This is a genomic window from Streptomyces sp. NPDC088350 (assembly GCF_044753545.1).
Lineage (GTDB): Bacteria > Actinomycetota > Actinomycetes > Streptomycetales > Streptomycetaceae > Streptomyces.
On record NZ_JBIVNL010000002.1, the window covers coordinates 222,929 to 249,190 of the forward strand.

Consider the following 26,262-nt stretch of genomic DNA (forward strand, 5'->3'; position numbering starts at 1 on the left):
GATCCTCTCAGGCGTCCACGGTGAAGCGGGATTTGGGCGACGCGGCGCTGCTGCCCGCGGGCGTGGTGACGATGACGTCGACGGCTCCCGGCGTGATCGCCGGGACCTTGCCTTCGATCCGGGTGGCGTCGACGACCTTGAGGTCGACCAGCGCGCCGGTGCCGACCTGCACCCCGGTGGCGCCGGTGAATCCGGTGCCGGTGATGGCGATGGCCGTGCCGGCCTTGCCGTGCGCGGGGGCCACGGCGGTGACCGTCACGGCGCCGCCGCCTGTGCCGCCGCCCTTCCCGCCGCCGCTCTTCCCCTCGGCCGTCTTCTCCTTCCCGGCCTCCAGCTTGGCCTTGGCGAGCTCCGTGGCCTTGTCCATCGCCTTGCCGGCCATCGCCTGCGCTCCGGCGAGCGCGTCCTTGCGGGCCGATTCCGCCGTGGTCAGGGTGTCCTTGAGCAGGCCCGCCAGCGCGGTCGAGCCGGTCAGGGCGTTGACGTCGAAGCCCTTGGCGTCCGCGCCGGCCTTGATCAGGGCCTGCAGCAGGCTGGTGTCCGTGGTGGGGCCGGCGTTGCTGAAGTTGGTGATGATCGGGTTCAGCCCGGTCAGTGTGTTCGGGGCCTGCAGTCCGGCGGTCAGCGACGACGACGGTACGGGGGTGTCGGCGATCACCGGCGCGGTGTCGGCTGGCGAGTCCTGCCAGTTCCAGAAGCGGGTCAGGTCGATCCGCTCCGCGGACGGGCAGTGGCCGAGTACCGCTTCGCCGAGCACGCCGTGCGTGGGCAGCGCGATCGTCGACACCGGCGGGGCGAAGCCGGTGGTGTGGTACCTCGTCAGCGCCTCCTGGACCGTCGCGGTGGTGAACGCGACCCCGTCGACCGCCGCACGCTTGGCCACCAGCTCCGCCGGGATCATGAACGGCAGCACCATGCAGTTGCCGTAGAAGCCGAGCACCTGGTTGGCGACACAGGCCAGCAGCGGGATGGATCCGGTGTCGTCCTCGACCCCGCCGGCCACGCCCACGGTGTATCCCTCCAGCATCATCACCCGCTCCTCCGGGGTGAGCGACATCCACACCGCCTTGGAGTAGGTGACCGTCCGCGGGATGACGTGCTGGAGCACCTTCTCGATTTCGAGCAGGGCCGAGTACCGCAGCTCCGGCGGGAGTTGGCGGGCGGCGAACGGCTCCGGCGCGGTGGACAGCACCAGGTCGCCGAGGTAGTCGTTCAGATACAGCTTCTCGGCCGGCACCACGTTGCCGATGTTCTCGGACGGGTCGACCAGGGCGGCCTTGACCCGGCGCAGCCGCGGCCCGCCGACCTCCTGTTCGAGCTGTTCCGCGCTGAACGTCACGTCCCGGGACGGCAGTCCTTCGCCGAGCTTGTCGATCATCGTGGCAGCGGCGGCTGCGCCGAAGAGACCGCTCAGCGTGGTGGCTTCCACCGTCGCCTCGCCCGGGAAGCGGTAGTGCAACGGGCGGAACTGCCGGCTCAGTTCCACCCCGACCAGGTCGGTGCGGGGCAGCCAGTCGGGCAGCACGATGCCCCGCTCGATCACGGCGGGCTGCCCGGCGCGCCGCTCCCGCAGGTATCCGAGCAGCTCCGCCTCGGAGGCCAGGGCGTGCGCCGGATCGCTCTGGCGGGTCGGGATCGGCTCGATCGGCGCTCCGGTGGGCATCGGGTAGGGACCGATCCGCCGGCCGCCGGTGGCGAGCAGGGTCACCCAGACGTCCTCGTTGGGCAGGAAGGTGCCGTCGACGAACACGGTCACCACGTCGGCGGCGACATCGGCCGGGGACTGCACCGTCGCCCGCGGGTCGGACGCGAACTCCTCCAGCAGCGCCAGACCCTTGCGGTACGGCGTGTCGACGACGCGCCGCAGCGTGTCGACGTGGGCCAGCAGCCGACTGTAGCGGCGCAGCACCGAGGCCCGGTCCACGGCCGCGTCGGCCAGCGTGACCGGCTCGCCCGGCGGCAGGAACCGGACCGGGTCGAGCGGCACGAAGCAGACCAGCGTGACGCCGTCCACCGTGGACCGGACGTCGAACATCCGCAGCACTTCCCAGTACTGCATGGTCAGCGCCCGCGTCTTGTTGTGGTTGGTGACCACCTTGGTGACGACTTCGGTGCGTTCGGCGGCCGACGCCAGCCGCATGCTCGTCCGCTGTGCGCTGCGCCGGGCGGCGGCCGAGCGCTCCACCGCCGCGTGCGAGCACTGAGCGGCGTCGGAGGTATAGCTGCGCACCCCGCTCATCCAGTTGTTGGCGTCCCCTGAGGTGGTCGCACTGCCGCCGCCGCCCGCTGCGCCGCCGCCGATCACCACGGGCCCGAGCGCGAAGCCGATGCCGCCCGCCGCGCCCCACGAGGACGAGTGCGCCTCAGTGCTGAAGTGGCTGCCGCCCGACGCGCTCTCGTTCATGCCGGAGGCGAACGTGGCGCGGGTGGACGAATCGTCGCGCTCGTTGAAGGTCTGCTGCTCCGCGACGTCCAGCCGCTCCGACTCGAACACCGAGGTGGTCGCCCGCCGGTCCACGACCGCGACGCGCTGCTGCTCGCCCGGGGCCAGCGGAAGGGAGTACACGAGGTCACCGAGGGCCAGGCCCTTGGGCGTCCACCGCTGCGCCAGGTGCACCATGTAGCCGAGGCCCAGCGATCCGGCGACCGGCACGGTGCAGGCGAAGGTGCCGGTGTCCTGGGCGATTCCGGCCGCGCCGCCACGGAAGGCGTCCACGCTGATCGGCTGGTCCACGGGCAGGCGCTCGGCGAACCGGTACGGGTGGCTGGTATCGCCCATCGCTTCCAGGAACGCGGCCGAGATCTCCACCGTGCGGCCCCCGAGCTCCAGCCGGATGCCGGTCGAGCCCATGCTGGGACGCGGCTCGACCAGCCGGACGAGCATCGCGTACGGGAAGCGGTCCATCGACAGGTCGCTGCGGAAGATCTGCTGGCACACATCGGCACCGAGGGTCACTGTCGGCGCTGACGCGGCGTCATCGTGGCCGGCCGTGCCGGCGGCCGGCATGTCGAGCCGGCTCACGATCTGGCCGAGTTGCGAGATGACCGACATCGGCAGCGGATCGACGCGCTCCGGGAGCGTCAGCGCGCCGGCCGCGCCCGACGCGGTCAGGGCGGCGAGTTCCACCGTCACCGGCACCGTCCGGGTGGCCCCGGTGACGGCGAGGGTGAGCGACCCGGTCGCCTGCCCGGTGCGGACCTGTGCGGGGACCGACACGGTGAACGCGCCGTCAGCGCCGGTGACGCAGGTGCCCGGCCCCGGACCGCTGGCGAACGGTTTGCTGATCGTCACCTGCACCTGCGCTGCGGGCCGCCCGTTCGGCTGCACCAGGGCCCCCGTCAACTGCCCCGGAAGGCCTGGCACGAGCAACGTCGCGATGTCGAAGGACGGGTCCTTGACCAGGCCGAGCAGTCTGTCCCCGAAATGCGTGGCGGCCGCCATGCGGCTCGCCGCCATGCCCTCGGCGAGCTGCGGGTACTGATGCAGTACCCCGCCGAGAGAGCCGTCCAGAGGATTGAGCCGGAGCGGCGGCACGCCTCGTGCCGACCCTTTGTCGCTGATGTCGTTCGGCATGGCGCCACAGTACGAGGTCAAATGATCGAATATCCGGCGATTCATCGTTGACGCGCTGAATACGACAAATTTACGTCAAGAGCCGTTCTGTGCTTCCTCGGCGAGGGCCACCTGCACGTCCTCACCGCCAAGCACCGGCGGACATGAAACGACCAAGGGCACCCTCCCGAAGAGAAGGGTGCCCTTGGTCGTCAACTGTGCGCCGCCAGGGACTCGAACCCCGGACCCGCTGATTAAGAGTCAGCCGGACGATGAGCCGGATGATGCCGAATGAGTTCGGAATCGTTCGTTCTCGCAGGTCAGCAGGTATCTGCCGCTACCGGCTTCATTCGGGGCAGTTCAGGATCGTCCGGCGGCGCCGTTAGCCCGGCGCTAGCACGGCAGGCACGAGTGTCGTAATGGAGACCTCGTCGATTGACCTGTACGCCGTGCTTGGGCTTTCCATGATGCGAACCCGGCCGCCATCCGCAAGGCCTTCCGCGCCCGCATGCGACAGACCCACCCTGACGGTCGTCCGCCCGAAGATGCGCTGGCGGCCCACGAGGAGATGGTCCTGCTCCACCTGGCGTACGAGACGCTGAGGGACCCCGGCGAGCGGGCTGCCTACGCCCTCGACCGCCGGACGGCAGGCAACGCGAAGGACGAGCAACACCACGAGCCGACTCCACCGCCGACTCCGCAGCCGCGAGTCATCGTCCTCGATCCCGAGGTTGTGGACTTTGGGTCCGTCGCCGTCGGCGAGACGCGCGACCAGGTCGTCACAGTGAAGCTCAGCGACAACTCGACCATCCGTTACGCATGGGTGCTGAAGGACTGCGGCGACTGCTGGCAGGTGGGATGAGCCGCAGCCGTATCGCGACGTCTCAGCAGTGAGGCTGCGGCTTCGAGTCCGACCGCTGTCAGCTCACGATGCGCTTGGTCTCCGCAGCGATCGGCTCCGGATCATGGTTGATGATCTCGTAGTGGTGGTGCCGGTCCGTATCAACGTAGAGACAGCGCCTCCGCCACCTCCTCCGGCGCCACCACCGAAGCCGCGGGTCATCGTCCTGTCGCAAGCGGCATTGCGGTTACGGATCAGGTCATGCTTTCTGATGCCGATGCCTTGGCTGAGGTCTTGTTGCGTCCCCCCCCTTGGTTCGCATCCTCATCGGTTATCTGCATCGAACTATGACTACGACGTTCGCTGGGAGCATTGTTAGGGCTGCTCCGAGCACGTTCCAACAGGTATTCCTTGATCTCGGCACCCGCAGTATAGGAGCCTACGTAGAGGAGCCCGCATCGATCTTGTTGCATCAAATCGAGCATAAGCGTGCCGTGAGTCATGTCGTCCCTGTGCGCTCGGGACCGCCAGTTGGCGTGATTGGAGGCAGCGCCCCGGAGTAGAATCATTGCTCTCTGGGATCGCCGACGGCCTGTAGATGCGACAGAATCAACGTGTAGCCCCAGCAGCGGTGTGGAAGGGACTCTATGATGAAGCGGATTCCAGCTCAGGTACGTTTCCTCTATTTTCAGCGGCGTAGGCCTGTCGCGTGGGTTCTGTTCATAGTAATAACGGTGGCAAGTGTAGTGGGCTATTCCGCAATTCAGCTTACTGCCGTGTTGGCGCTGATTGCCCTGGTTCTACAAGTACTCTTTGAAATTGACGAGAAGATTAGCGCCAGAAAAACGCCGACTTGGTACCCGACATTCCAGCGAGCGCTTCCTCACATATCCGAGGAAATTGAAATGAGGCTCCGTCGCGGAAAGAAAGTAAAGATCAGATGGATTGGCGTCACGCATGAAGCTGGCTGGCCATTCTCGCAAAATATTCTTCTGAGTATGCTAGGCGGCAGGCTCGGCGAAAAAGGGGCGCTGAGTGTGGAGCTTGCGCTTCTCGATCCAGATGGTGATATATGCCAACGACCCAACAGTCCAGATCGCGATCAAATAAGATCCACGAAAGAGAAGATTTCGCGATTTGGTTCCAGCCAAGCGGCTGAACTCGCTGAGCATGACAGCTCTCTGGCGCTTTATCTCTATGATCATAGACCCACTTGGCATGCGCTGCTAGTGGACGAGGACACGCTATTCTACTCGACGTGCATGCCATCGAATCTGGAGTTTGCTTCACCGCAAGGGGGAGTGGAGGTGATCAGCGTCGATTCTGGGGAGCATAATGCGGAACGGGTGCAGCATTTCGTTGCATGGTTTGATGTAATCGAATCCGAGGCGCGAAGTTCTGGGAAATATGCCGAATCACCTGTGACCTAACAGGTCATATTTCCTTTTTCGGAATTCCGGTAGCCTTCAGCTATTGATTCGTCGCAACCGCAGCATGGACCGGCTCGCTGGGCACTTTGACTACGACATGTTGATCAAGGACTCGCGGTCCGCAGAGCAGGAAGGCCACCGGCGCTTAGTCCCGCCTTCCGTGGAAGCGGGATGACCGCCGCCATCGCTTACTTGGGTAGTGAGGCGACTGTCGGCAGTAGCACGGTCATAGCCTCTCGGGAGGCGCCGTAACCAAAGATGTCCTATGTGTCCGAACGAAGAACCGCGGAGTCGGCGGCAGCCACAACTGCTGACGCCGACAACCATTTTGAAGCACGAAGTACTTACAGGCCTTCGGGTGTGCCTCGAAGATAAGGTCGGCTCGCTAGATACAGTCCCGCGATCAGTGGGCAGCTTCGTACTTCTCGATCACGTCCCGCGGCACTCGGCCGCGGGCGTTGACCTCAAGACCCTGGCTCTTGGCCCATTCGCGCACCTTAATGGGGTCCGGGCCATCGGCCCGCTTGCTGCCGGCGCGGCGACGCGGTGCGCTGCCCGACTTGCGACCGACCTTGAGGAAGGGTGCCAGAGCGTCCAGCAGCAGCTGGTGGCTGTCAGGATTGAGGTCGATTTCGTAGCTGACACCATCGAGGCTGAAAGTGTGCGTAGCGATGTCCTCACCCTCGGTGTCCGTCAGATCGTCAGTGAAGATGGTTACGGTGCGCTGGACCATATAAATTTCCTCTTTCCAGCTGGGCTGTGATGAGTCTAATAGTTTGAAGGAGCTTACTTTGCCACCGCAGGGGGCTTGCCTTGCCGTCAAGACTGCGGATTGGATCGGCTGACTCGAAATTGGCCAGCGTCTTCCGAGGTGTCGTGCCAGGAAGGCGCTTCAAGCTGCGCGACTAGAGAGTTGTAGCGGTACATATCCGACGCGTGCCGCTCAGCAAGCAACCCGGTCATGCCAGCTGCACTTCTTGATCGTTTGATGCGCTGACCATGGTCAACAGGGCGCCGGGTACCTGCAAGAGAACCGGCCACCGCGATCACGAGCGTTTGTGACGAGGCGTCAAGAGCAGGTGATCTTGGAGCCGCGACAGCAAGGAGGGAGTGGGCCGCTGCGCTCGGGGACGGAAGGCCGAGATCGAGTGTTGCTTCTTCCGCGCGGGGAACCATTGGTGCCAGACATGGGGAGATGGACTGCCTCAGGCGCTGCGGGCCCGCAGCGGCGGTTGGGTCCCGAGTCGCATTTGGTGCGGATGAGAAACCGCACATAGAAGTTTCGAAACTTTCTGCGCATTTCGGCTGCATTCTCGACTGAATATTTTCGATTACGTTCCAAATCCAATAGCGATCTGTCGCGGATGGATAGATCGCCGAGCTCCCTGCTTCGGTGACTTTCTTTGCCGGTGAACATGCTGGTATTGGGGTCTTCTGTACTGTGCCGCGATCCCTTGCTGGGTCCTCGCTTGCCCCTGTAAGCGGAGCCAGGCATACCTGCTTGACTAGGGCTCGGCTGAGCGATACTACGGAGGCATCCGGCGTATCGACTATCGAAAAGATCGCCGCAAGTTGAGAGGTTGGCGAAAGAAATGTCGCAGGGCACGGAGCCTTTCCTCGTGAGCGCCTTGGGTTCGTTCCATACGAACGATGACGACAAGGATCACGACACGATACTGACGATCACGATCGAAAAGCTGCCGGACGAGTTCGCCAAGGTCGATAACATCATTGGGAAGTTCGACGACCACACAGACAATGGGCCGTTCGGCCTGAGTGTGCAGGGAGGGGTGCTGAAATCACAGATACCAGGTGCCACGACCACGGTGAAGATCCAGGCGAATGGGGATGACACCTGGCGCTTTAACTATTTCCTAGACCTGGTGTTCTCCGATGGAACGCACCAGCGTTTCTCTTTCTATGGGAAGCAGCTGGCCGAACATGACGGCCCGCTCCACCTGCCGCTCTAGCGTGCAGAATCATGTCCCTCTCTGAGGTGTTGAGCCCTATCGCGGGATTATGTCATGCCAGTCACGCCAGAGCGTCTTGAGCAGTGCATAGAGAGTGCCAGTCGCTGGGCTACTCGAATGTCAAGGGAAACAGCAAGGCTCACCAGGAAGATACGCCTCTTCAATGTGGCGTCCGGAGTTCTGAGCGCGATTACAGCCATGTCTGCATGGGCTGTAATTTCTCAGAGTCCTGAGCTCGTGGCCCAGATAATGGTTTCGGTCGTCTCCTTGATCTCGGCGCTTCTCGTGTCGGTGCCGAGCATACTGGATTGGCGTCAACGAAATGGAGAAATGCTAGCCCTCTGTGGAGAGTATGGCAGAATTTATGGTGAACTTCTCGACCAAAAGTACGGGCTGGCGCGCGGATCTTCTAATCCGGCCATACTTGAGGAAGCAGTTGAAAATTTCCAGAAAATCAAGGCGCGCAAGGATGCGCTAGGACTTTCCAGCGAGTCGGTGGAACTTAATTCGACACGTAGGTGGTCATTCCTGTTCCACTGTAGGGCAGGAGACCGCGATAGCAAGGTCAAGCCGTCTGCCAGTAGGTGAAGCCGAGCGACGTTAGTCTTTCGGACTGGCAGAGGCGGTCTGAAGCGCCGCCGACCTCCGTTTGAAGGAGTTGGTAGGCGGCTCCGTTGCTCTGGCCCCAGTGCATTGCGGCTCGCCACAGCAGCCGTCCCAGTCCCTTGCCGCGATACTCCTGGAGGACGCCGAAGTACTGCGGCATCAACTGAGGGGTGCCGATCGCGTCAGGCCGGATCTCCATAGGGCCGATGGCGCCGGCCACCTTGCCGTCCAGGACAGTGGTGAGAACTGGACCGACGGTCCCGGCCTGCATCTGCTCGTAGAGGAAGGCGAAGCCGTCAGCGATCATCTGCTCGGCGAAGGCGGCGAAGGTGCCTCGTACCTCCGCCGGCCACTCATTGAAAGGGCGTACGGGGCCGTTGGGTGCTGGCCGGATGGTCGCCCTGAAGTCCTGGAGTTGGATGCGCGTACCGCGCCCATCTGGTGCTTCGGGGCCGAGGAAACGCACGATCCGTGCCTTGCCTATGCCGTGCTCGGCGGCCAGTTTCTGAGCCAGCTCGGTGGCGGAAAAGGCGCTGTCAGGCTCGATGCCGTAGAGGTGGACCTTGACCATGCCAGAGCCTCGCCGGGACAGCGTGGGAATCAACGTCTCACCAGGCCGGTGAGCGATGCCCTCGACGAGAACGGTCTCGTCTTTGCTGTCGGACCAGCGGATGTCCTTGTCGTAGCGCAGGAACCAGCGGTCGGTGGAGGCCGCGATCAGGGTGTCCGTGAACAGGTCTTCGGTGAGGACGGACGGGTGTACCGGTCCGATCGTCGGCACGTAGGGCGCCGACACCACTGGACGTAGCCAGTCCCAGCGGAATCGCATGTGCTCAGGGTACTCATCTCGTGCTCGAAGGCTCAGGCCCCGACGCAGATTCGCCGAGGCCTGAGCACCTGTGACCCGATACGTTCGGTCAGTTCGGGTTGTCGTCGCCGGCCGCGCAGGAGCAGGCGCTGCCCTCCATCAGGGCGTCGGCGTCGGGCTCGATGGCGAGTGCCGTGGTGGCGACGAGGGTGGTGGGCAGAGCCGGGCGGATAGCCGGTGGGCGGCTGGTCTGTATCGTGACGGGTACGGGACTCATGAGTGCACCATCTCCTTGGTGTCTCCGTGCTGGCAGTAGGTGTTCAGCGGTGCCTTCGCCTCCTGGTAGACCTTGGCGAGCGGTCGACATACCCGGCATGAGCCGGAGATCGAGCAGCCCGTGCAGCCACCGGTGCGAAGCATGAGCCGATCGGAGATCCCTCCGAGTCGGCGAAGGCCGTCGATCCCCTCGGTCATGAGGTTGATCTGGTCGTCGCGGCCGATCTTGCAGATCGAGACCATGGCGTGAGGGTCGGCGTGGAAGAAGGTCACGCCCGCGTTGCAGCCCTGGAAGACCGGCCGCTTGCGAAGGAATTCCGTCGACTGGACGAGCAGCGGCTCACCCGTGCCCGAGAAGGTCGGCTGCATGTTGGTGTAGACGTGATGGTCCAGGCCCCAGCTCTTCACCAGGTCCACCATGGCGTCGACCTCGTGGGCGTTGTCCTCTGTGACCACGACGGACACTCGCAGCGGCAGGCCGGCATTTCGAGCGGCGGCCATGCCTCGCTGGAAGTTCTTCCACGCGCCCTTGCGCTGGGTCAGTTCGTCGAAGGACTCCTCCGTCGCGCCGTACATGCTGACGACGACGCGATACGGCGGGCAGTCCCGGAACAGCCGCAACACCTCGGGTTTCCACAGACGCGAGGCGTTGGTGGAAACCGTGAGCATCATGCCCTGGCGGTATGCGTATCGGTAGGCACCCTCGAAGTCGGGATCGACCGTTGGCTCGCCACCCGTGATCTGGAGCCAAAGGACCCCTGAGTCGCGGAAGATGTCGATGAGCTTGACCTTCTCGTCCCAGCTCAGTCCGGCCAGCGGGCGTTCGCCCAGGTAGCAGTGCTTGCAGCCGAAGTTGCAGTAGAGGTTGATTTCCCAACTCGCCCGCGCGAACCCGAGTTTGGTCGGCTCACGTACCAGGAGAACCTGTCCGGCAGCCTGACCGTCGAGATCGAGACCCCAGGCTTCGGCTGCGGTTTCCACCAGCCAGTCCGGCACACAGGTGTTGGAACTGGTGCTCCGCCGTACCTCCTCGTAGTGCTCGGCCGGCAGCCGCACGCAAGTGGGGCTTCCCGGTCGGACGGCCAGGTGGCCATCCAGGAACGGGCTGACGATCAGCTGGTGCATCCGATACCTCCTGGGGTTGAGCCCCACCCCAGCTCGCACGGGGGAACCGAGCTGGGGTGGGAGCTACATGGCAGGACGCGCGTCCAACCGCTGGTGGTAGGAGCGGACGACGTGGCGACACCACTCGCAGCAGTCACCGCAAGCGAATACCGGGGCCGATAGGCCGCCTACCTCGACCGGGCCGATGAAAATGACGGGCTGATCGGAGCGACGACAGAGCAGACAGGTGCCCCTGACCCACTGGCGACAGGTCATGCTCCGGCCTCGATGCGCTCCTGCCGAGTCCGCGTTACAACGAGCTGGTCGGGATTGTCGGCCAGCCACTCGGAACGAGCAGGGGCCCGGAGGACGGGTACACCACGGCTGACGTCCGTCACGATCGCTCGGCATCCGGGTTTGTACTCGACCTCGTCTCCGACGCCAGGCCGCTTGTTGTCAGTCACGGTGGGGTACCCCGCCGTTCTTCTCGACGTAGACCCACAGCAGGCGCCGGGTGAGGTTGGCTACGTCGCGCATGAAGAAGAAGGCCGTGAAGCTCGGCGCCCGTCTGCCGGGACGGTTGGTCAGCTCCAGCAGCTTGTACGCCTGGCGGAACAGGTCCATGACTTCGTCATCGTCATCGGCGCCCAGGTCTTCGGCCAGGAGCAGGCTCAGGAGACCGACGACTCTGGTCGTCTTGAAGTCGATGTCCTCACGGGTCGACGTGTTCAGCTCCATCTTCAGCACGCCATCGGTTATGTCCGAGATCAGCTCGACATCGATGGGCAAGTTGTCGACGCCGGCCTCGGGTTCCTCGGTCACGCTCGCCACCACGCTTCTCCCCTCGATGCCGCCTGCACGGACTTGGGTTCGAGAACGAACGTAGAGCGACCAGCACCCAACTCCCAAGGAGATTGCGCGAGTTTGCAGCAAGTCGATTGACGGGCTCGAACGGCTCCTCGACGATCGACGTGTCGCGCAAACCTGCGCAAGACAGCGGACGGGAGAGCAACCATGAAGCTACGGTTCCTTGGTAAGAACTCCACCCCCGGAGACAGCCCCACCCTGTACGCCAGTGACCAGGACAGCTACGTCATCCAAGGCTGGAAGGTCTTCGCCAACGACCTGCTCATGCAGCTCGACGTGCCGGAAGGACAGACCGCGGTAGAGGTGCCGACCGAGCTGTTCGAGCACCTGACCAAGGACGGCCAACTGTCCGGCGAGATCAGGAAGTTCACCGCCCCGATCATGCTCGTCACGGAACAGGGAACATGCGTACTCCAAGGCCCGGAAATGCACGATCCTGAAGCCCTGAGCCAGATGCGCATGCCCGACTATGAGACCTGCATCGAGGTCCCCAAGTCCTCGATCATGGCCCTACTGGAGGAGAGCAGTGGACCTGATCACCCCCGCACAGCGTGACGAGCTGTTCCGCAGCTTCGAGCGTGATGCCTTCCACCTGGAGCTGCGGGACGACTACGGGTCTCCCGTCGAAGACACGCCGTACGCCAGGTGGCAGCGAGGCGAGCCCGACGACTACGTGTGGCTCGATCCGTGGATGACGCTGATGAAGCGCGTCATGGCTGAAGGCAAGACGGTGCGACGGGTCCGAGTGATCACGGAGCCGCACTCCGAGTACGTCGGATGGGAGCACTCACTGACCCACCTCAACATCGAGGCCGGCGAGGACATCCGATGGCTACCGCGACACCAGGTGCCCGAGGCCATCGCCTTCCCCCTGGACGGCAACGACTGGTGGCTGTACGACGATCGTCTCCTTGCGGTCGGCCACTTCGATCCGGAGGGCCGTGTCCTCGGGTCAGAGATCGTCGAGGACCCTGACACCGTGGCGGCATGCATCCGGGTGCGCGACCTCCTCTGGGCCGACGCCATCCCACACGCCGAGTACAAGCCCTGACCCATCAGTGAGCAACCAAGCACAAGAAGCACGAGAGGCACTGGGTGCCCGGCTGCGCGGATTCCGCAAGGACGCGGGATTCGCGAGCGGCCGGGCATTCGCCGTGGCCACCGGGTGGGCGGAGTCCAAGGTCTCCCGCCTGGAGAACGGCAAGCAGAACCCCAGCGAAGACGACATCCGCACCTGGTGCACCACGACCAACCGGCAAGAGCACATGGCCGACCTGATCGCCACGGTGCGGCACATCGATGAGCTATGGCTTGAGTGGCGCCGGCAGCTTCAGACCGGCGCGGAGCAGCGACAGAAGAAAGCCCTGCCGGTCTACGCCAAGACCAGGGTCTTCCGCATCTGGCATCCAACGCTGGTGTGGGGAACCCTCCAGACCGCGGAGTACGCGGCCGAGACCTTCCGCCAGGTCGTCGACTACTACGAGATTCCCGACGACGCGGAAGCCGCCACCGCCAAGCGGCTGGAACGACAGCAGTACCTGTACCGAGGCAACCGAATCTTCAACGTCGTGCTCGGCGAACAGGCGCTCTACACGAACTTCGGAGGACCAGAGGTGATGAAGGGGCAGCTCGACCGGCTGCTCGCGGTGATGCGACTGCCCCGGCTGAGCCTGGGCATCATCCCGCGCTCCGCCTCCATCGGTATCTGGCCCGGCAACTCCTTCTCGATGTTCGACGACAAGCTCGTCCTCGTTGAGACCTACTCGGCGGAGTTCTCGGTCACGCAGCCCCGAGAGATCGAGCTGTACACCAAGGCCTTCGCTCTTTTGAAGCAGTCAGCGGTCTACGGCACCGCCGTCCGCGACCTCATCCTCACCGCCAGCCAACACTTCGATCAGATGCCGAGCGACTAGGAGAGCACCATGCAGCCTGTAGCCCCGAACTGGCGTACCAGCACCTACACCGGGACCGAGAACTGCATTGAAGTGGCCGACAACAGTCCGACGAAGGTGATGGTGCGGGACACGAAGGCACGCAACCGCGGAATCTTGGCTGTTCAGCCAGCCGCCTGGACTGCATTCGTGGAGTTGGCCAAGCAGGGATAGCGGTGGACTGCCAGTTGCCATCCCGAATCCGAAACTGCTGGGCAATGGATCCGCCCACCTATTAGAGCTCGTAACAGGATCTTGTGGTGGTCAAGACGCCACTGATCACAAAAAGACCTCAAGCGCCATCAACCACGAAAGTAGGACAGGGACGGCAAGCTACGACTCCCGAGGCATATTCCCGAAATGCTCACCTGCATCGCTGATCACATTGAGTACATGGTCAGGACCAAGTTCGGCGGCGAGGCCATCACGAACAATGCCGGCCACACGATAAAGCACAGAGAACCAGAGTTTGATTTCGCCCGGCAGGAGGGGGACACCAAGACTATTGCGCCATTGTGCCGGTTCATTTTCGTCCCCGGTTTGCAGGGCCCACATTCCGCCCGCGATGAAAGGAAGCGCGTAGACCTCGCTGGTTTCGCTCGTGAGCTGCGACATCACTAGGTCTGTAATCGTTGCCAAGCTGGGTGTACGCTTTCCTCTCTTCTTTACGATCATGAATCGTCCGCCAAGATCTTGCGCCGCAATAGGATAATAGAGCACTCCCAGCAGCGTAGCGATTCCCCCCGCAAGATTATTTCCGCTCGGATTCATTTCGCTGAATCCATCAATCACTGATTCGTTGCCCTCAAGCGCACCAGTAAGAAGCAGTGCAGCCGCCTTGACATCGCCAGGCCGAGGCATGGGCGCGGGACCCTTGAACGTGGCGAGCAACTCGGCTTCACTTGCACTGATTACAGCGTTAACTCGCTTGCCACGATACGTTACATGCAGAATTTCACTAGTGCGCTGAACCCTGTCGAAGAATTCTTTGTGATTAGCCCTGAATTCTTCCCGCCCAACTTCGACCGTGTCTGGGCTATCAGAGTTTTCTGACTCATCGCTCATGAGGTGAGGCTAGCGCGTCCCACCTGCCGAAGCGTCGCCTTGCGACAGTTGGACAGCTTCATGTCGATGCGCGACCGTACGATTCCGAGACCCAACTGTACAGTTCGAATTTTGACACCCTGTACCGTCCTGGCGCGACAATCACCGCACCGGCGGCAGACCTGCTCCGGTGGTGGTGTCCGATCAGGGGGCGTGGATGAGCAGGCGGCGAGATCGCAGGATGTGGGCCAAATATGCGGCAATTCTTCTGGGTGTGTCATCGGGAGTTCTGTCGTTGGGGATTCCTGCGGTGGGCAATGCATTCGTGGCGGCATTCACTGTGGGCACAGCACTGTGGGCGCTACAGCATCGCCAGCGGGATTCCACGCCAGCAGAGCAGGCTCTTCCGCGTGAGTCACGAGATCGAGGACGTGAGGACGCAAGCGACTCATGAGTGCCGCGTGCTCATCGACCGGCGAGGGTTTCTTCCAGCTTGACAAGCGGCAGCTCAGTATAGGCTCGTAAAAGGATCACGAGCGGGTCTTCTTCAGGTGCCTCCAGCAGATGAGACTATAGGCCAATGAAAGGAAGGCGTCGTGGAGTTCGGTTCGACGTTCCCAGCGCACGGCCAGGCGCTTGTAGTGGTGGAGCAGTGGTGAAGCTCTGGTAGAGCGTGATCTTTCTTGATCTTGCCGGACCGGGTAGAGGGCACTTCCGCTGAAGCCAGAAAAATCGGAGCGCAAAGGCTCGCTGGTCGCCACACTTGTGGCATGAGAAGCCTGTTCGGCGCCGACTTCTACGATCCCGACGACATGTTGGCGCACCCGCGGCACTAGGAGATGCAACCTGTCCTGGCCATGCTCATCCAGCAGCTGCGGGACTGCACGACGGAGGAGGCTGGTGTCGCCTTCCAGCAGGACTTGCTCGACCGTCTGCTGGAGGTGGAGAAGGACCGTAAGGAGTTCAAGCGTGCAGCGGACCGGGTGCAGAGGAGGAAGTCGCCGCACCCAGAGGCCCCTGAGCCTCGGTCGGGCCGTGACCTTGGTGACGTGGCGACGTGGCGGTTCGAGCATGACGTATGCGAGCGGCTGGGTCGCCAACTGCGTTCAGTGGGCGATGCGTTGGCCTGGCGGGTCTTCGGCTTCCACCGCCCATTCATTCTCGCCCTGTGCCGCAACGATCCGGCCGGTCCGATGGTCGGCAAGGTTGGGTTGCAGGCTGAGCTTGATCGTGTTGCGGAGGTTTTCAAGAAGAACGGCTCCTTCGTGCTCCTGCATGACCTGACCAACTGCCTACGCATCGGCGACATCACGGTCTGGGATGGCGTCAATCCTCCACGAACCGAAGAGATCAAGACGAACCCTGCGGCGCGCAAGAGCGCCCAGATCCGGCGGGTCAACCAGGCCATGGCCGCGGTGCTGGAGGGTGGTCCGCTGCCGGGGAACAACGCCTCAGAGCTTCTGTACGACCTGGACCTGACACTGCGGACACACCTCGATGTAATGCGTGACGCCTTGGAGCGAGCCGCGGCTGAAGGCGTCCATGCCACTGCTGTGCCCGGCAGGCGAGCCCTGTACGTCATTGACCAATACGGATGTGTTCAACAGGGCCTATCCTCCGCACAGTTCAACGAGCGACTTCAACAGGCTGTGGGTGCAGTGCTAGCGAGCACTGGCATCGCGACTGGCCGAGAGGACCACAACGTCCACTTCACCACCATGGACGACACGGCTCGCAATCCGCTGCGGGTGCCGTGGGCGAACTATCCGTTGCACCCTGTGGCCTGTGCCCGGTTGATCGGCGACTACGCGGTGATGACCGTTGAGACCTCCGGGCCAGCCCTGGCCGACCTGCTCCAGGTCGCCGGCCTCGATGCTCATTGGACTCGTCCGCCGGGGAAAGCCGACCTGAAGCCGGGCGGCGTGGTCATGGAGATTCATCACCAGGAGCAGCTCCGCGCCGTGCCCCTGCGCGGAGGCCTGACGATGACTCCGGGCTGGACGTTGCAGATGGGCCACTCCGAACTGGATCGCTACATGATCGAGCTCATCCAGCCGGGCTCGTGGATCGCCGGCATGAAGCACCTGCTCGCCGCTCGTCGGGTTGGGCAGCCCTGGCCGCACTACCGCAACGAGCACGAGGTCTGGGTCTAGACCGATGCTCTGTTGCTCGGAGGAGGGCTTCCCGAGTGTCAATGTCCATGTCACCGTAGATCCATGAGGGCCGACTTACCGGTTCGAATCGTCGATGGACACGTCGTCACCGACCCTGGCATCGGGCCAGTGGCGATGGTGTGGCTCCCGTTGCATGGCGAGGTCATCGCGAAGATCCCGCCTCGAAAGGGCAATCGCAGCTGGCTGCATGTGACGGTGGGCATCCGCTCGCCCAAGTTCGAAGATGACCGGTGGACTCTGCCCCGGAGCTGTCTGGTGCGGTTGGTGACAGCGGTGATCGATCGATACGGGTACGTCGTGCTCTGGCGCGACATGTCGAAGCTGTCGCAGTGTACGAGGGCCTGCCTGGAGGCCACCGGCGTTGAATGCCAGTGCTCGTGCTTGGGAGCCCACCACGGACAGGATGCCGCCGGCTGGTTCGAGCGGGTCGGAGATGTGGTGGTGGCCGATCATGGTGAGTGCACTCGTACCGCGGTCGTTTACGGCCCGAGAGGCAGCGATGCGAACGCGGTGGTCTACGACGGCAAGCTCGTCGGCGTCCGGTACCGCGTTGACCGCGCTGGCCGACGAAACTGGCCGACTGCGGCGCAGTTCATGTGTGCGAGTTGCATGACCGCGCGGGCCAGCGTCTGGGATCACTGCCACACGCACGGCTTTGTTCGCGCACCACTCTGTAACCGGTGCAACACCCGCCACTGGAGGGGATGGCAGCCTCAACACGGCCGGGCGACGACCAGCCGCAACTTCGATGACAGCTACTACCGCTGGTGTCCTGAGTACGCCGACGAGTGGAGGCCGTGCAGCGCATAGAGACGCGGCTGGAGGTTCGTCGAGATGGGTTCGGTCAGCCAGACTCGTGGTCTGCGGCTGAACCCATCTCTTCCAGGTCCTTGTCTACGTACTCCTCATCTGGCCCGCAAGAGCGCGCCAACAGGACGGGGGCCGGAAGTACGTAGGCTCCCGGCCTTGCTTGCCAGTGCCCCGAGTCGCGTCCGGCAGTGAACCGGAGCAGAATTATTTCTGACGCGCTTGACCCAAGCAGGCCGCGCCATGACCCTCCTTATCTCTCAAGGAGCCTCATAGCTCGCAAGTAACCTTGGCTAATCTCCTGGGACTTGTTAAAGTCTAAAGAAAGGAGGGCTCGGCGAATGAAGGACGGCTAATTTTAGCGAAATCATGGGGGCCTAGTGGCCCCTTTTTTTTGGGGTCTTCTGAACCCTCTAGAGGGAGAGTGCCGTCATGCTGCGCTGGGCTATGCGACTGCTCAAGTTCCTGCTTGCGTCCGCCACATCGCAGCTCGCTACGCAAGTCGCACTTTGGGCGCTAACGCTAGCCGTAGCGGGAAAATGGCTCGCCGATCGCTCGATAGATGGTTTTCTATTCGGTGCTGGCGCCATTGCCGTCGTAACCTTGGGGGCGGGCTTCGTTGTCGCCTTGCTCGAAAACTGGCACGAGGGTTTCACGATCGTTAAGCGAGTTAATCATCTCTATATCTATAGCCGAGGGACCCGACAGCGTTACACGGTTGAGTTCACTATTCGGAGTCGCACGAAGAGTCTGACTGCCTGTGAAATCCCGATGCAGTGGACAGGGGCAAGCCGCATCGCGCTGGCGAACTGCTCCAAGCTCAACCCGCAAGATGGGACCTATGAGATATCGGAGATTAGCAACCAGGAGCCCGGTGGCGATGGTGCGGTTGATATCGTCTTCAAGCTTCTGCCTCCTGTGGGGTGGTTTCGCAAGCGGAAGGTAGGGGTGCAGCTTGAATTTCGAGAGCTGCCGGGTGGCTATCAACCCTATATCAGCCAAGATCCGCGGACGTTCTGCTGGAGTCCCTTCGCGTCACTGAAATTTAGGCTGACTTGGGATGATGAAACTGTTGCCCTTAATTCAGATAGAGTCAGGGCCGCAGCTTATCGGTGTGGATGGGCCCGGGTGAGAGCAAGTCAGCCAGCGCTGACTAGGTGGAATTCGGCATCGCTCAAGACCCTTTCTGGGCCGGTTGGTAGGGAGTTGCGTATTTTCCCCGTGAGGACAGACCGTTGGTACATACTTGAGTTTGATAAGGCTGAGGGTAAGGCGAGACCTCGAAGGCCCCGCAAATCTACTCCCGCCCATAGGCCACACACCTTAGGCCCATCCGAGTCAGGGTGATGCTCCACTCCATTTGATCTTTCATGCCTCGGCCGCGGTGAGCCCGAGAAGATGCAAGAGCGGCGCAGTCGGTACCCGCCAAGTCGTCCCGAAGCGCAGTACGGGCACCGGAAACTCGCCGCGGCGAACCAGCTCAAAGGCCCGTGTGCGGCCGATGCCCAAGGCGCGGGCCGCAGTGACGAGGTCGATGACGACCGGTAGTTCCAGCAGCTCGGCCCGGGTCATGCCGACCATGCGGCTCACCTCACCTGCGGTGGTGTGCTCTGTTCTGAGAGCAGATGATCTGCCCTAGTTTGTTACAATTCAACCGCTCTTGTTCATGAGCAGACCAGGACGTACCGTTGAGGCATCTTCCTCCCAGAGGTGACCTCATGGAACAGACGCCACACACGCTGCGGCAGGTACTCGGAGCTGGGCTGCGAGACATCAGGAAAGCCCGTGGCCTGAAGCAGGAAGAGGCTGCCGCGCTGCTTCAGCAGCATGGTCTGACGACCTGGATTCGAGGGACTGTCGCGCAGGCGGAAGTGGGGGCTCGCCGTATAGCGCTGGAGGAAGTGCTGTTGCTGGCCCTCGCGTTCGAGGTGCCGCCGGCCGACTTTGTAGCCGGAGCGCCGGATGACCTCGTCGAGCTGTCACCTGGCGTGCGGCTCACGGTCGGCGCGGTGAAGGTGTTGCTGTCCGGCGATACGACTGCCGTACAGGCCGTGCCCGCACGGGCGGTTGAGATCACCGAGTCGCTGGCGCTGGCCAATCGGACGGCTGACTTCCTGGCGGAGGTTCAGCTGTCTGGGCGGGCAGACCGTGCCCTGGTGGAACGGGCGGTGGCCAGCGTCGGCGAGGCCGAACGGCATGTAGCCCGCAAGATCGGAACGTCGCCAGAGTGGGTCAATCTCGTGGCGTTGCAACGGTGGGACCGGACCTTGTCGCAAGAGCGAGACCTACGACTCCACAAGCGTCGGCCCGAGGCAGCCAAGGGGCAACTGGCCACCCTGCGAGGCCACATCACCCGGGAGTTGCTGACCGAGCTGGAACACGATCTGCGTGCGGCTCATCCCGACGACGAGCAGACCGCAAGGTAAGGCGTGCGTCATGCAAGGCACCACCTACAAGCGCTGCAAGTGTCCGGCCCGCTACAACGGGGCCGGTAAGCGCCTGGCCTGTCCGAAGAAGCACGGCACCTGGTCCTACGTCGTCGATGTGCCACTGTCCGACGCGGGCCGCCGGGAACATGGACGACAACAGATCACCCGTGGTGGCTTTGCCAGCCAGACCCTCGCGGTCGCCGAATTGCGGCAGGCTATCCAGCTCCTGGAGATACCCAGCACGGACGACGACGCGGGTCGGCTGGAGATCGTTTCCTCCATCCGTGACCACTACCGCCGCTATCAGCAGCTGCCGGACTACGCCGACGTACGCCGACGTTTCGGCGCAGGCGTCTCGCTCACGATGGAGCAGACCACCGGCGAGTGGCTGGATGAATGGATGGGTGGCAAGCGCAAGTTGGCGGCCAACACCCGCCGTTCGTATGAGGGTTTCATCCGGCGCTATCTCAAGCCTCAGCTCGGCGACATCCCCCTGGAGAAGCTCCGGCCGGCCCAGATTCGGACCGCGTGCGACGCCATCGTGGCCAGTGCCGCCACCACTCCACGACCGATCGGCCCGGCAACACTTCAACGCATCCATGCCACGCTCCGGGCAGCGCTCAACGTAGCCGTCCGCCAGCGCCGCATCATCGACAACCCCGCACTGGCGGTCGAGGTCGAGAATGCGTCGCGACCGAAGGCCGTCGTCTGGACCGCTCCACGCGTCATCGACTGGATGGCCTCCGGCAGGCGCCCGAAGGTCGCCGTCTGGACGCCCGAGCAGACCGGCTCCTTTCTCGGCCTCATGACGGCCGACCGGCTCTACGCCTATTACCACCTGTTGGTCTTCCGAGGGCCGCGCCGGGGTGAGGGCATCGGGCTGCGGTGGCCGGACGTGGACTTGGACGCAGGTGCGCTCGCCATCGTCCAGCAGATCGTGCAGGTGGGCTGGGAGACCGCCGTCACCCGGCCCAAGGACGACAGCGACGGCATCGTCGCGCTGGATTCGATGACCGTCACGGTGCTGCGGGCGCACCGGCAACGGCAGCTGGAGGAACGGGAGTTGCTGGGGCCCGCTTGGACCGACAGCCACTTTGTGTTTACCACCGAGATCGGCAAGCCGCTGCATCCCGATTACGTCAGCCGCCACTTCGTCCGGACGATCAAGCGGGCCAACACTCTTCGCGAAGGAGACACCGGCCCGGCCGTTGAGGATGTGCAGGCAACGCTCGGACTCCCAGTGGACGGGTTCTTCGGGCCGCTGACACGGCGGGCGGTAACCGGCTTCCAGCGCGTACGCGGGCTCAAGGCCAACGGCACCGTCGACCCACACGTCTGGTACCAACTCTTTCCCGAGCATCCGCTCCGGCCGTATCCGCACCCCGGTTATCTGCCGCCGGTCCGTCTGCAAGACCTGCGGCATCTGGCAGCCACCCTGGCGCTCGCCGCCGGAGCCGAAATGAAAGTGGTCTCCGCCATGCTCAGACACTCGACGATCCAGATCACGGCCGACACCTACACCTCGGTACTGCCGGAGATCGCCCGCCAGGCTGCTGAAGCCGCTGCCGCGCTCGTTCCCCAACCACCCGCCGTGCAGCCGGATGACGACGCCGTTAGCCCCTCGCTAGCATCCGGCCCGGAAAACGACCAAGGGCACCCTCCCGAAGAGAAGGGTGCCCTTGGTCGTCAACTGTGCGCCGCCAGGGACTCGAACCCCGGACCCGCTGATTAAGAGTCAGCTGCTCTAACCAACTGAGCTAGCGGCGCATGACTCACGCCTTCCGCTGGATCGGTGTCTCGCGGAGGGCGACGAGAAAATACTACCTGGTCCGGAGGGGTGCTTCGAACCAGCCTTCAGATGGCCAGTGAGAGAAGCACGGGTCCCGCTCCGCGGTTCAGTGTGTCCGCCGCTTGGCGGAGCCGGTGGGCGTGTTCGACCGGGAGGGAGAGGGCCAGGCAGCCCACCGAGGAACCGGCCGTGATCGGGACGGCCGCGCAGACCGTACCCACCGCGTACTCCTGGAGGTCGAGGTGGGGGACGGTCGGCGGCTGGGTCTCCAGACGGGTGAGGAGCACCTTGTCACTGGTGATGGTGCGCGAGGTGAGGCGGGCCATCTTGTGCCGGGAGAGATGGTCGCGCCGGCCGTCGTGGTCGAGCTGGCCCAGCAGGCTCTTGCCGAGCGCGGTGGCGTGCGCGGAGACGCGGAAGTCGACCCACTCGTTGACCGCCGGGGTGGCGGGCCCGGCCGCGTACTGGGTGATCGTGACCTCGCCGTCGACGTACCGGCTGACGTAGACCGCCGCGCCCAGGGAGTCGCGCAGCCGGTCGAGGGTCCGCTGGATCTGCTCGCGCACCGCCAGCTCGCGGCCGACCGCGGAGCCGAGGCGGCTCAGGGCCTCGCCGGTGACGTAGGCGCCGTCGGCGAGCTGCTCGACGTAGCCCTCGCGGCGCAGCATCCGCAGCAGTGCGGTGAGGCGCTCGGCGCCGACGCCGGTGCGGCGGGCGAGTTCGGTGTCGGTCACACCGGTGGAGTGGGCTGACACTGTCTCCAGGACACGGAGGGCGTCCTGTGCCGAATGGTGGGGAGCGGTCGGCTCGTGCATCAGCGCCACGGTGTTTCTCCCTGCGCTCGCTTTTTGGGCCGTGATACCGGACAGCGAATCCCCTCCACGATAACCGGCAAACGGCCGATGTGGAGCGGCTGTTGGCGAGATTGTGGCCCGCCCGATGCCCTCCCAGCTGCGACGCCGACCCTTTGGCATATGCCAATGACATGTCACGGGACGTGGACCTTGGGTGTTCGACCGTTCACTTGCCGTAGTTGAATAAATGTCAAAGAATTGCGCCGAGAAATTCCCGGGTCCGTTGATGTTCAGGATCGCCGAAGATCCGCTCCGGCGGGCTCAGGTCCGGCGCACCGGCAGGTTCAGATCGAGGTCTCGGCCCCGAACAGCGCGTGCGCCGCCCGCAGCACCAGATCGTCCCGGTGTCGCGCCCCCACGATCTGCATCCCGATCGGCAGGCCGTCCCCGTCGTTCCCCACCGGGACGGTGGCGGCGGGCTGCTGGGTCAGGTTGAAGGGGTACGTGAACGGGGTCCAGCCGGTCCAGCGGCGGAGCCCGGAGCCCTTCGGTACCTCGACTCCCGCCTCGAACGCGGTGATCGGGAGGGTCGGCGTGACGAGGAGGTCGTAGCGCTCGTGGAACAGGCCCATCCTGCGGCCGAGTTCCGCGCGGACGTCCACCGCCGCCAGATAGTCCAGCGCCGAGAAACCCGCCCCCGTCGCGCGGATCTCCCGCAGCCCCGGGTCGAGCAACTCCCGTTGCTGCGGCGCGAGTTTCCGCGTCACGTGGGCGGCTCCGCTGAACCACAGGGTGTGGAAGGCCTCCACCGGGTCCGTGAAGTCGGGGTCGGTCTCCTCGACGTACGCGCCGAGTGCGGCCAGCCGTTCCACGCCCCGCCGTACCGCCGCCGCGACGGCCGGACGTACGGCGACCTGCCCGCCGAGGGAGGGCGAGTACGCGACGCGCAGGCCCCGCACGCCTTTTCTGAGCTCCTCCGTGAAGGAGACCGGCGGGCGGTCGAGGGCCGACCAGTCGCGGGCGTCCGGTACGCCGATCACGTCCAGCAGCAGCGCCGCGTCCGCCGCGTCCCGGGTCATCGGGCCCACGTGCGACAGCGTGCCGAACGCGCTGGCCGGGTACACGGGCACCCTGCCGTACGTCGGCTTCAGTCCGAAGATCCCGCAGAAGGACGCGGGGATACGGACACTGCCGCCGCCGTCGGTGCCGAGCGACAACGGGCCCGCGCCCAGGGCAACGGCCGCCGCGCTGCCGCCACTTGAACCGCCCGCCGTGCGCGCGGGATCGTGCGGGTTGCGGGTGATCCCGGACAGCGGGGAGTCCGTGACGCCCTTCCAGCCGAACTCCGGGGTCGTCGTCCTGCCGATGAACACCGCGCCGTGCTCGCGCAGTCGGGCCACGGAGGGTGCGTCCTCGTCCCAACTGCCCTGTTCGGCAATGGTCTTGGAGCCGCGCAGGGTCGGTGTGCCGCGCTGGAGCAGGATGTCCTTGACCGTGACCGGCACCCCGTCCAGGAGTCCGGCCGGCTCCCCGCGCCGCCAGCGTTCCGCGGACTCGGCCGCCCGCGCCAACGCGCCGTCCGCGTCGAGCCGTACGAACGCGTTCACGGCGGGCTGGATCTCCTCGGCCCGTTCCAGGGTCGCGCGGGTCGCCTCGACGGGACCGAACTCCCTTCTGCGGTAGCCGTCGAGGAGTTCCACGGCGGTCAGCTCGGTGAGTGCGGTCGTCATCCGGCCCTCCAGAGTGGGGAGTTCAGTGCCCCGGTACGTACCCGCGCTTCTTGTCGACCACGTTCGGCAGCGGTTTGCCCGCCTCCCATCTCTCGTACGCCGCCACGAACTGCGCGCCGAGTTCGTCCCGCCAGCCGACCGTGTCACCGCTCATGTGCGGGGAGACGATCAGCCCCGGAACCTGCCACAACGGGCTGTCGGGAGTGAGGGGTTCGGCCTCGAAGACGTCCAGTGCTGCGCCCGCGATCCAGTGCTTGGTGAGGGCCTCCACCAGTGCCTCCTCCACGACGAGTTGTCCCCGGCCCACGTTGATGAACCGCGCCGAGGGCTGCATGCAGCCGAACCGGCGGGCGTCGAACATGCCGCGTGTGTCGTCGGTGAGCGGTGCCGCCGAGATCACCCAGTCGGCGCGGGCCATCAGCCGGTCGAGTTCGCCGGGGCCGTGGATACCGGTGCGCGGGGTGCGGCCGACGAGCGCGGTCGTCACGCCAAGTGCCTTGAGGGTACGGACGATCGCCCGCCCGATCGGCCCGGAGCCGACGACACAGGCGCGGGTTCCGGCCACGCGCTGTGCCTCGCGGTGCCGCCAGGTCCGCTCCCGCTGGAGGTCCAGCGTCCTAGGCAGGTCCTTGGCCATCGCGAGGACGAGGGCGGCGACGTACTCCGCGACCGGCTGGTCGAAGACACCGCGCGCGTTCGTCACCACCGTGTCGCAGGCGGCGAGTTCGGGGCACAGCAGGTGGTCCACACCCGCGCTGGCCGTGTGCACCCAGCGCGGGCGCGGGCCCGCGCCGGGCCAGGCGGCGCGTACCGCGTGCGAGGTGAAGTCCCACACCAACAGGACGTCGGCGAAAGGCAGTTGATCCGCGAGTGTCGTCTCGTCGGCGTGCGCGATCCGTATCCGCCCGGTGAGCTTCCCGAGCCGGGGGAGCGGGTCGGCGTCCAGGACGAGAACGGTGGGCAGGGCAGCGGGAGTTGCGGTCATGCGGAGCCGTTTCTCGCGGGAAACAACAGGGGTACGGCCGTCTGACATGCGCGGATTGACCACGCTCGCACTCGAACCCACCTCCGTCAACACGGATGCCCGCACGACGCGGCCCGCACGCTGAACGCGACAGCCCCCGCCCCCCGGCCGGCGGCGGAACCGCGCATGCCGGTGGTATCGGCCAACCAGGTCACGATGTGGGAGGCGCCGCGCAGGCCGGGTACGCGTGCCGTGAGGCCCCTGGCAGGCGCCGCTCGACGAATCGGCGCGCCGCCGGGGACCGGTACCGCCGGAAGAACACCAGGAAGGCTGGTCATGACCGCACTCGGATTCCTCTACCCGGGCCACTCCGCCGAGGACGACTACCCGCGCATCGAACAGCTCCTCGGCAGCGACGTCCGCCTCGACCTCGTCCACACGGACATCGGCGAGGACGCGCACCGGGTCGACGCCCTGCGCGAGATGGGCTCCCCCGAGCGGCTCGCGGCGGGCGTCGAGCAGCTGCGCCTGTCCGGCGCGGACGCGGTGGTCTGGGCCTGCGCCAGCGGCGGCTTCGTCCACGGCTGGGAGGGCGCCCGCGACCAGGTGCGCGCCCTGGCGCGGGCGGCCGGTCTGCCCGCCTCGTCGACGTCCTTCGCCTTCGTCCACGCGGCGAAGGAGCTCGGGGTGCGCCGGGTGGCCGTAGGAGCGACGTATCCGGACGACGTGGCGGCACTCTTCGCCGACTTCCTGCGGGCCGGGGGAGTGGAACCGGCCGTGGTGCGCGCCTCCGGCGTCCTCACCGCGGCGGAGGTCGGCACGTGGGGTCGGGACGAGGTGCTGGCGCTGGCCCGGTCCGTGGACGGCCCGGACATCGAGGCGGTCCTCCTGCCCGACACGTCCCTGCACACGGCGGCCCACCTCACGGACCTGGAGAAGGAACTGGGCAAGCCGGTCCTCACGGCCAACCAGGTCACGGTCTGGGAGGCCCTGCGACTGGCGGACCGCAAGGTCAACGCGCCGCGGCTGGGCGCGCTGTTCACGAAGGAGCCGCTGGTGCAGGCCGGCTGAACAAGCCGGGCCGGGGCGGGGGTGTTCCTCGGGAAATGTGACACTCGCGGCCCTGAGTGTCACATTTCCCGAGG

At 64.8% G+C, this 26,262-nt stretch carries 23 protein-coding genes, 2 tRNA genes and 1 pseudogene; 13 read left to right on the forward strand and 13 right to left on the reverse strand.

Going from position 1 to position 26,262, the window contains the following annotated elements; genetic code table 11:
• Positions 1–7: 7 nt before the first annotated feature.
• Together ACIQBL_RS06290 and ACIQBL_RS06295 are read right to left on the reverse strand one after the other, a co-directional pair.
• Positions 8–3,574, reverse strand: a complete 3,567-nt coding sequence (locus ACIQBL_RS06290; RefSeq protein ID WP_401937433.1) for an IPT/TIG domain-containing protein — start codon at positions 3,572–3,574, stop codon at positions 8–10.
• 198 nt (positions 3,575–3,772) lie between these two features.
• A tRNA-Lys gene (locus ACIQBL_RS06295) sits at positions 3,773–3,870 on the reverse strand.
• Between the two features lie 161 nt (positions 3,871–4,031).
• Between ACIQBL_RS06295 and ACIQBL_RS06300 the strand changes: the two are divergent.
• Positions 4,032–4,415 (forward strand): annotated as a pseudogene (locus ACIQBL_RS06300) (J domain-containing protein); the annotation flags it as partial.
• Between the two features lie 713 nt (positions 4,416–5,128).
• The gene (locus tag ACIQBL_RS06305) at positions 5,129–5,824 is read left to right on the forward strand and encodes a hypothetical protein (RefSeq protein WP_401937435.1); all 696 of its coding nucleotides are present in this window, start codon (positions 5,129–5,131) and stop codon (positions 5,822–5,824) included.
• Positions 5,825–6,227: 403 nt separating this feature from the next.
• Here the strand turns inward: ACIQBL_RS06305 and ACIQBL_RS06310 are convergent, their stop codons facing one another.
• Positions 6,228–6,557 carry an Lsr2 family protein gene (locus ACIQBL_RS06310; protein WP_401937437.1) on the reverse strand — a complete coding sequence of 110 codons (330 nt, stop codon included), beginning with the start codon at positions 6,555–6,557 and terminating at the stop codon, positions 6,228–6,230.
• 886 nt (positions 6,558–7,443) lie between these two features.
• Here ACIQBL_RS06310 and ACIQBL_RS06315 point away from each other — a divergent pair.
• Together ACIQBL_RS06315 and ACIQBL_RS06320 are read left to right on the forward strand one after the other, a co-directional pair.
• Positions 7,444–7,794: a hypothetical protein gene (locus tag ACIQBL_RS06315; protein WP_401937440.1), complete on the forward strand. Its 351-nt coding sequence runs from the start codon at positions 7,444–7,446 to the stop codon at positions 7,792–7,794.
• A gap of 117 nt (positions 7,795–7,911) precedes the next feature.
• A complete protein-coding gene (locus ACIQBL_RS06320; protein WP_401937442.1) occupies positions 7,912–8,382 on the forward strand; it encodes a hypothetical protein in 471 nt (156 codons plus the stop codon).
• Here the strand turns inward: ACIQBL_RS06320 and ACIQBL_RS06325 are convergent.
• From ACIQBL_RS06325 to ACIQBL_RS06340, 4 genes are all read right to left on the reverse strand, one after another.
• Positions 8,360–9,229, reverse strand: coding sequence for a GNAT family N-acetyltransferase (locus ACIQBL_RS06325; RefSeq protein WP_401937445.1), 870 nt, complete (start codon positions 9,227–9,229; stop codon positions 8,360–8,362). The genes ACIQBL_RS06320 and ACIQBL_RS06325 overlap by 23 nt on opposite strands.
• A gap of 88 nt (positions 9,230–9,317) precedes the next feature.
• Positions 9,318–9,485, reverse strand: coding sequence for a hypothetical protein (locus ACIQBL_RS06330; RefSeq protein ID WP_401937448.1), 168 nt, complete (start codon positions 9,483–9,485; stop codon positions 9,318–9,320).
• The gene (locus ACIQBL_RS06335) at positions 9,482–10,609 is read right to left on the reverse strand and encodes a radical SAM protein (protein ID WP_401937451.1); all 1,128 of its coding nucleotides are present in this window, start codon (positions 10,607–10,609) and stop codon (positions 9,482–9,484) included. The genes ACIQBL_RS06330 and ACIQBL_RS06335 overlap by 4 nt, the downstream gene beginning before the upstream one ends.
• Positions 10,610–11,044: 435 nt before the next feature.
• Positions 11,045–11,410, reverse strand: coding sequence for a hypothetical protein (locus ACIQBL_RS06340; RefSeq protein ID WP_401937454.1), 366 nt, complete (start codon positions 11,408–11,410; stop codon positions 11,045–11,047).
• A 192-nt stretch (positions 11,411–11,602) separates the two neighbouring features.
• On the opposite strand from ACIQBL_RS06340, the gene ACIQBL_RS06345 reads away from it, so the two are divergent.
• Genes ACIQBL_RS06345 through ACIQBL_RS06360 form a run of 4 tightly spaced genes read left to right on the forward strand, consistent with a single transcriptional unit; the run spans position 11,603 to position 13,560 of the window.
• Positions 11,603–12,010, forward strand: a complete 408-nt coding sequence (locus tag ACIQBL_RS06345) for a hypothetical protein (protein ID WP_401937457.1) — start codon at positions 11,603–11,605, stop codon at positions 12,008–12,010.
• Complete coding sequence (locus tag ACIQBL_RS06350; protein ID WP_401937459.1) at positions 11,982–12,506, forward strand: DUF6879 family protein; 525 nt, start codon at positions 11,982–11,984, stop codon at positions 12,504–12,506. Before ACIQBL_RS06345 ends, ACIQBL_RS06350 begins: the two co-directional genes overlap by 29 nt.
• 7 nt (positions 12,507–12,513) lie before the next feature.
• Positions 12,514–13,368, forward strand: coding sequence for a helix-turn-helix domain-containing protein (locus ACIQBL_RS06355; protein WP_401937462.1), 855 nt, complete (start codon positions 12,514–12,516; stop codon positions 13,366–13,368).
• Between the two features lie 9 nt (positions 13,369–13,377).
• A complete protein-coding gene (locus ACIQBL_RS06360) occupies positions 13,378–13,560 on the forward strand; it encodes a DUF397 domain-containing protein (protein WP_401937463.1) in 183 nt (60 codons plus the stop codon).
• A gap of 159 nt (positions 13,561–13,719) precedes the next feature.
• Here ACIQBL_RS06360 and ACIQBL_RS06365 read toward each other — a convergent pair whose 3' ends face one another.
• A complete protein-coding gene (locus ACIQBL_RS06365) occupies positions 13,720–14,451 on the reverse strand; it encodes a hypothetical protein (RefSeq protein ID WP_401937465.1) in 732 nt (243 codons plus the stop codon).
• An 836-nt stretch (positions 14,452–15,287) separates the two neighbouring features.
• Between ACIQBL_RS06365 and ACIQBL_RS06370 the strand changes: the two genes are divergently transcribed.
• A complete protein-coding gene (locus ACIQBL_RS06370; protein WP_401937468.1) occupies positions 15,288–16,583 on the forward strand; it encodes a hypothetical protein in 1,296 nt (431 codons plus the stop codon).
• A 63-nt stretch (positions 16,584–16,646) separates the two neighbouring features.
• Positions 16,647–17,414 (forward strand): endonuclease domain-containing protein, encoded by a 768-nt coding sequence (locus ACIQBL_RS06375; protein WP_401937471.1) that lies wholly within the window; start codon positions 16,647–16,649, stop codon positions 17,412–17,414.
• 1,365 nt (positions 17,415–18,779) lie between these two features.
• Here ACIQBL_RS06375 and ACIQBL_RS06380 read toward each other — a convergent pair.
• The gene (locus ACIQBL_RS06380) at positions 18,780–18,992 is read right to left on the reverse strand and encodes a hypothetical protein (RefSeq protein ID WP_401937473.1); all 213 of its coding nucleotides are present in this window, start codon (positions 18,990–18,992) and stop codon (positions 18,780–18,782) included.
• A 137-nt stretch (positions 18,993–19,129) separates the two neighbouring features.
• On the opposite strand from ACIQBL_RS06380, the gene ACIQBL_RS06385 reads away from it, so the two are divergent.
• Complete coding sequence (locus ACIQBL_RS06385) at positions 19,130–19,837, forward strand: helix-turn-helix domain-containing protein (protein ID WP_401937476.1); 708 nt, start codon at positions 19,130–19,132, stop codon at positions 19,835–19,837.
• A 403-nt stretch (positions 19,838–20,240) separates the two neighbouring features.
• The gene (locus ACIQBL_RS06390; RefSeq protein ID WP_401938891.1) at positions 20,241–21,572 is read left to right on the forward strand and encodes a peptidoglycan-binding protein; all 1,332 of its coding nucleotides are present in this window, start codon (positions 20,241–20,243) and stop codon (positions 21,570–21,572) included.
• Here the strand turns inward: ACIQBL_RS06390 and ACIQBL_RS06395 are convergent.
• The 4 genes from ACIQBL_RS06395 to ACIQBL_RS06410 all read right to left on the reverse strand — a co-directional run bounded on the left by ACIQBL_RS06395 (position 21,534) and on the right by ACIQBL_RS06410 (position 25,138).
• Positions 21,534–21,607: transfer RNA gene (locus ACIQBL_RS06395), tRNA-Lys, on the reverse strand. The genes ACIQBL_RS06390 and ACIQBL_RS06395 overlap by 39 nt on opposite strands.
• An 87-nt stretch (positions 21,608–21,694) precedes the next feature.
• Positions 21,695–22,453 carry an IclR family transcriptional regulator gene (locus ACIQBL_RS06400; RefSeq protein ID WP_401937478.1) on the reverse strand — a complete coding sequence of 253 codons (759 nt, stop codon included), beginning with the start codon at positions 22,451–22,453 and terminating at the stop codon, positions 21,695–21,697.
• A gap of 314 nt (positions 22,454–22,767) precedes the next feature.
• Complete coding sequence (locus ACIQBL_RS06405; RefSeq protein WP_401937481.1) at positions 22,768–24,153, reverse strand: amidase; 1,386 nt, start codon at positions 24,151–24,153, stop codon at positions 22,768–22,770.
• A gap of 22 nt (positions 24,154–24,175) precedes the next feature.
• Positions 24,176–25,138, reverse strand: coding sequence for a D-2-hydroxyacid dehydrogenase (locus ACIQBL_RS06410; RefSeq protein WP_401937484.1), 963 nt, complete (start codon positions 25,136–25,138; stop codon positions 24,176–24,178).
• Positions 25,139–25,453: 315 nt separating this feature from the next.
• Here ACIQBL_RS06410 and ACIQBL_RS06415 point away from each other — a divergent pair, with 315 nt between their 5' ends.
• The gene (locus tag ACIQBL_RS06415) at positions 25,454–26,188 is read left to right on the forward strand and encodes an aspartate/glutamate racemase family protein (RefSeq protein WP_401937486.1); all 735 of its coding nucleotides are present in this window, start codon (positions 25,454–25,456) and stop codon (positions 26,186–26,188) included.
• The last annotated feature ends 74 nt before the right edge of the window (positions 26,189–26,262 follow it).